This is a genomic window from Myroides sp. LoEW2-1, assembly GCF_009767705.1.
GTDB lineage: Bacteria > Bacteroidota > Bacteroidia > Flavobacteriales > Flavobacteriaceae > Flavobacterium > Flavobacterium album_A.
This window is the reverse complement of sequence record NZ_WSPP01000254.1, coordinates 1-3,900: the sequence shown is the minus strand read 5'-3', so window position 1 is coordinate 3,900 and position 3,900 is coordinate 1. Positions and strand designations below refer to the sequence as shown.

At 34.0% G+C, this 3,900-nt stretch carries 6 protein-coding genes; 4 read left to right on the top strand and 2 right to left on the bottom strand.

Features of this window, described 5'->3' with window-relative positions:
• The first annotated feature begins 354 nt into the window (after positions 1 to 354).
• Complete coding sequence (locus tag GOQ24_RS13340) at positions 355 to 957, top strand: hypothetical protein (protein ID WP_155091282.1); 603 nt, start codon at positions 355 to 357, stop codon at positions 955 to 957.
• Positions 958 to 1,032: 75 nt separating this feature from the next.
• Here the strand turns inward: GOQ24_RS13340 and GOQ24_RS13335 are convergent, their stop codons facing one another.
• Positions 1,033 to 1,533 carry a hypothetical protein gene (locus GOQ24_RS13335; RefSeq protein ID WP_155091283.1) on the bottom strand — a complete coding sequence of 167 codons (501 nt, stop codon included), beginning with the start codon at positions 1,531 to 1,533 and terminating at the stop codon, positions 1,033 to 1,035.
• Positions 1,534 to 1,604: 71 nt separating this feature from the next.
• Here GOQ24_RS13335 and GOQ24_RS13330 point away from each other — a divergent pair, with 71 nt between their 5' ends.
• A complete protein-coding gene (locus GOQ24_RS13330; RefSeq protein WP_230381492.1) occupies positions 1,605 to 2,111 on the top strand; it encodes a helix-turn-helix transcriptional regulator in 507 nt (168 codons plus the stop codon).
• A gap of 42 nt (positions 2,112 to 2,153) precedes the next feature.
• Here the strand turns inward: GOQ24_RS13330 and GOQ24_RS13325 are convergent, their stop codons facing one another.
• Entirely contained in the window at positions 2,154 to 2,879 is a 726-nt protein-coding gene (locus tag GOQ24_RS13325) for an SDR family oxidoreductase (protein WP_155091284.1), read from the bottom strand.
• 317 nt (positions 2,880 to 3,196) lie between these two features.
• Here GOQ24_RS13325 and GOQ24_RS16825 point away from each other — a divergent pair, with 317 nt between their 5' ends.
• Both GOQ24_RS16825 and GOQ24_RS13320 read left to right on the top strand, forming a co-directional pair.
• The gene (locus tag GOQ24_RS16825) at positions 3,197 to 3,322 is read left to right on the top strand and encodes a hypothetical protein (protein WP_258204146.1); all 126 of its coding nucleotides are present in this window, start codon (positions 3,197 to 3,199) and stop codon (positions 3,320 to 3,322) included.
• Positions 3,323 to 3,358: 36 nt separating this feature from the next.
• Positions 3,359 to 3,829 (top strand): hypothetical protein, encoded by a 471-nt coding sequence (locus tag GOQ24_RS13320; RefSeq protein ID WP_243731281.1) that lies wholly within the window; start codon positions 3,359 to 3,361, stop codon positions 3,827 to 3,829.
• The last annotated feature ends 71 nt before the right edge of the window (positions 3,830 to 3,900 follow it).

Sequence of the window (3,900 nt, the reverse complement as noted above, 5' to 3'; positions counted from 1 at the left end):
GTTTAAGAATAAGAGGATATAACTGTGCATCTGAATTGTATTTTAAGGTGTTATTTACTTATTTTACAACATAAATTACTTTTGTTGGTAATTGTTTTTTTTATTGTGTTAATCTGAAGGTTAGGTTTATCTTTTGTGTAAACAAAGTGTTATTGATATAATAAAGTATTAATAATGGCAATAACTACTTAGCTTTGTAGCTTTAAACTGACTTTAAAATGAATCGCATTTTTTCCGATGTAATCCAAAAGTATTGGGCTAAACAACTTATGGAGGGCAAAACTTCTACATACCGATGAACTGTTGACCTTACTAATTAGTAAAAATGTAAGTGAAAGTGAACAAATTGCCCTTGTGAAAATGAACAATGGACATTGTATTGCTACTGTTTGTGCGAGTAGTGAGTTTGCCAAACGAATTGCAAAAGAAGAGGATATGAGCTTGGAAATATTCCACTCTATTGTAAAGCAGATGGGGTTGAGACTCTCATGTGTTTATGGGCTTTACTACTTTGGTGAATTAGAAAAAGAAGATTTGATAGATGATTTTGAAGATGGGATTATTAGTACAGTTGGTGTTCGCAAGTTGTTAGCAGAAGATTCAGCATTACTCAAAGGGTTTGAATCATCTCTAATTGCAAGTGGTGTAGATGCGTTATCAGTTGATTTTGAAAAACAAAACTTATACGGGATAATTGAAAATGCGGAGTTAATCGCTATAGCCATTGCTGTTAAATGGAGGCAAAGTAATGAGATAGTGGATGTACAGCCTGTGGTATTACCATCATTTGATTCTATAGAGAATAGTACAAGGCTAATGCAGTTTGTGGCTTTTGACTTGTTTAAACAAGGGTATGAGTTTCAGTATAGGGTTATAGGAGATGATATCAATTCCAAGGCGCTTGCTGAATCAATTCCTCTGGAGTTGTTTGGACAATGGCAAAGTGTGTTAGTTTAATGGTGAAAGATGTAATCTAAGGCGCTTTATAGCTTAAAGGGAATCTTAGCTAAAGTTTCTTTAAACAATGTGTATTTAGGGTAGGCAAGTGCGGTATATTGTATCGTGTATACTAAAGAATCCCCTTTGGTTGTAGGCGCTGTCTTTTTTTGCTTCTATCCAACATTCTACAAACCATTTGGTAAGTATTTCATCTTTGCTTTGATCTAGTTGTTCTGTTAACTTGTCAAAAGCATCCAGTTCTTCTTCGGTTTCTCCCCATTGTTCTTCTAAGTCGTAAAAGGCTCTATCTAACTCCTTTGAAAAGATGGAGTCTGATATGTCTGATAGCATTTTCTTGGCACCAATAGAAATCACATCCTCTTGTATGTCCTGTGCCCAAACCACAATGTCTAAAGAATCATACATATACTCAAAGTAAAAACATTCGATAGACTCGAAGGAATATTCATTTTTTAAGGGTAGATAATCTCCTTCAAAAAGCATTTTCAAATTGGCTACCATGTTTTGTTGTAACAGACAAAGTCTATTGTTTAACGCTTGAATAAAGTATTGATGTTGTTTTTCGATCTCCATACAATTACAGATTATTGCTTAGTTTGTTTAGTGTAAAAATAGTAATTTCGAATTAACAACTGTTACGTTTTTTGGGAAGCCTATACATTTATCCAGTGAGTAATTTGATGTATGAGATGTTGATCTATGCTAGGCAGTGGAAGGGAATTATCCTACCTGATACTTGGGTGTATGAGTTTTTATCTACGATGAAGCACTATATTATGCAGCATCCAGGTAAATCATTTTCTATTCAATTGCCTACAACAGAAGAGCCTAAAATGTTGTTGATCACAGAGTATATGCAAAAGAATTTAGGAGAAGCATTAACTCTAAATGGAATAGCTGAGTTATTTGGCTATAGTGTGAGGACGTTGACAAGATTATTTAAATCTCATTTAGATATTTCGTTTTTGCAATATTTAAAGATGGTAAGAATGATTAAGGCTATGGAGCTTCTGATGAGTACAGATAAGAATGTGAGTGAAATAGCCTTCGATGTTGGCTATTCTAATATTGCTGCTTTTAGCAATACTTTTCAGCAATTGTTTAATGTCAGGCCAAGTGATTTCCAGATTTCAATGCACAATATAAAGTAAAAATAAACGCTTATAGTTTATAGCTATAAGCGTTTTGTTATTTTAAGCGTTTTGTTTTGTATCTGAGATAATCAGTTCTCGTAATAATACGCTCTGAGGTAAGTCGTAAGCAAATTTGATAGTACGCGCTACATCAATAGCTTGAATACGGTTTGCTCCAGATGATTTCATCCACTCTTTATAGCCCTCTTTAATATCTTCACTAGTTGTATGGCTTAAGAGCTCTGTTGCTACTGCTCCAGGCTCAACAGAAATAATACGCACATTATAAGGACTAAGTTCTAAACGAGCAGTTTGTGTTACTCCTCTTACAGCATATTTACTAGCACAGTAGGCAGCGTGATTATGAAAGGGTAATACACCAGCTATTGAGGATACATTGATAATAGTTCCTGTTTGTCTATCCTTCATATCTCCCATTACAGCTTGCATACCGTTCATGACACCTAATACATTGATATCAAGCATTTGTTTCCATTCTTGAGGATCCTGAGTAGCTAAATCACCTAATAGCATTACACCTGCATTATTAATTAATAAGTCTGTCTTGCCATATATTGCCTCAGCTTCACGGATTGCTTTTTCGAAAGCATCTTTATTAGCTACATCTACACTTTTGCATAGTGTATTTGGTAAGTTTAAAGCTTCCATTTTATCCAGTCTTCTCGCTAATAATAGTAGAGGATGTCCACTGTTAGCGAATTCTTTAGCTAGTTCCATACCGAAGCCAGAGCTAGCACCTGTGATTACTACTAATTTCTTTTCCATTGTCGATGAATTGTTTTTATGCAATTTACTGACAATAATGGTTTTTACGTTTAATGTAGTAGCTTTTTTTTTGATATATTTATCTCGTTATAAGGTGTGTACGATGTAGTATAAAATGGCTTATCCTTTAAAACGACTATTGTGTTTAGCTATCCAAATTGTAATAAAAATATTTTAGAAAGATTGTGCTTTATCAAGTTTACTAAAGAGGTTTTATAATACCTTCGTATAAAGGAGTTAAACTTATAGAGATAAGATTTATAAACGCAATAGAATTACTACCATCTAATTATGCTAAAAGCCACTATCAGAGTCTTATGGGGAGTACAGCAGAGTGCCCAAAAGAATGGAATGCTGAGTGGAATAGAAGTTTGTCAGATAGTGATATAGAACCGATGGGGGATACTATTAAACGAGTGGACTTAATAATAGGGATAGAGTAGAGGTAAGTAATGTATAACTAAATAAATTAAGCGGTAATGAAAGAGATTTTTGAAACCTTTAGTCCTAATAGTGCTTTAGTAAAGAAGTATGTGGACTATTACTACTTAGATATAAAGCCCAATAATGAGGTGAGAGAGTACCAGTGCTTTCCTCATTATAATAATACAATCTCTATCTACGCCTCTCATCAGCTAGCTAGTGATGGATCGATGGCGTTTAATAAAGGAGCAGATGATTATCAGATATTCACTCCTATTAGAGAAGACATACTTCATGTGAAGCAGGTGGGGAGAGTGCACAGAGTCGTTATTGTCTTTCACCCATTAGGGATACAGCAGTTTTATCGCCATTTAAGTTTTGTCAATCTAATTACTGATTATAAATTTATTGAGGAAAAAGAGTTAGCAAAAGTCTTCGCTACTACTGATGTAGATGTTATTACTACATTGTTAGATACAGCGCTAGAGAAGAGATATGTAAATCGTCAGCAAAAAGTGGACAATTAAGATACTATAAATAAGATAGTGTTTTCAAAAAATGATAACTTTATAATTATGGGAAGAGTCAGTAAGAAAAC

What these genes read in the sequence shown, in the direction of transcription:
- GOQ24_RS16825 (WP_258204146.1), top strand. Translation starts at nt 3,197, where the DNA reads ATGGGGAGTACAGCAGAGTGCCCAAAAGAATGGAATGCTGAGTGGAAT.
- GOQ24_RS13335 (WP_155091283.1), bottom strand. Translation starts at nt 1,533, where the DNA reads ATGGAGATCGAAAAACAACATCAATACTTTATTCAAGCGTTAAACAAT.
- GOQ24_RS13325 (WP_155091284.1), bottom strand. Translation starts at nt 2,879, where the DNA reads ATGGAAAAGAAATTAGTAGTAATCACAGGTGCTAGCTCTGGCTTCGGT.
- GOQ24_RS13320 (WP_243731281.1), top strand. Translation starts at nt 3,359, where the DNA reads ATGAAAGAGATTTTTGAAACCTTTAGTCCTAATAGTGCTTTAGTAAAG.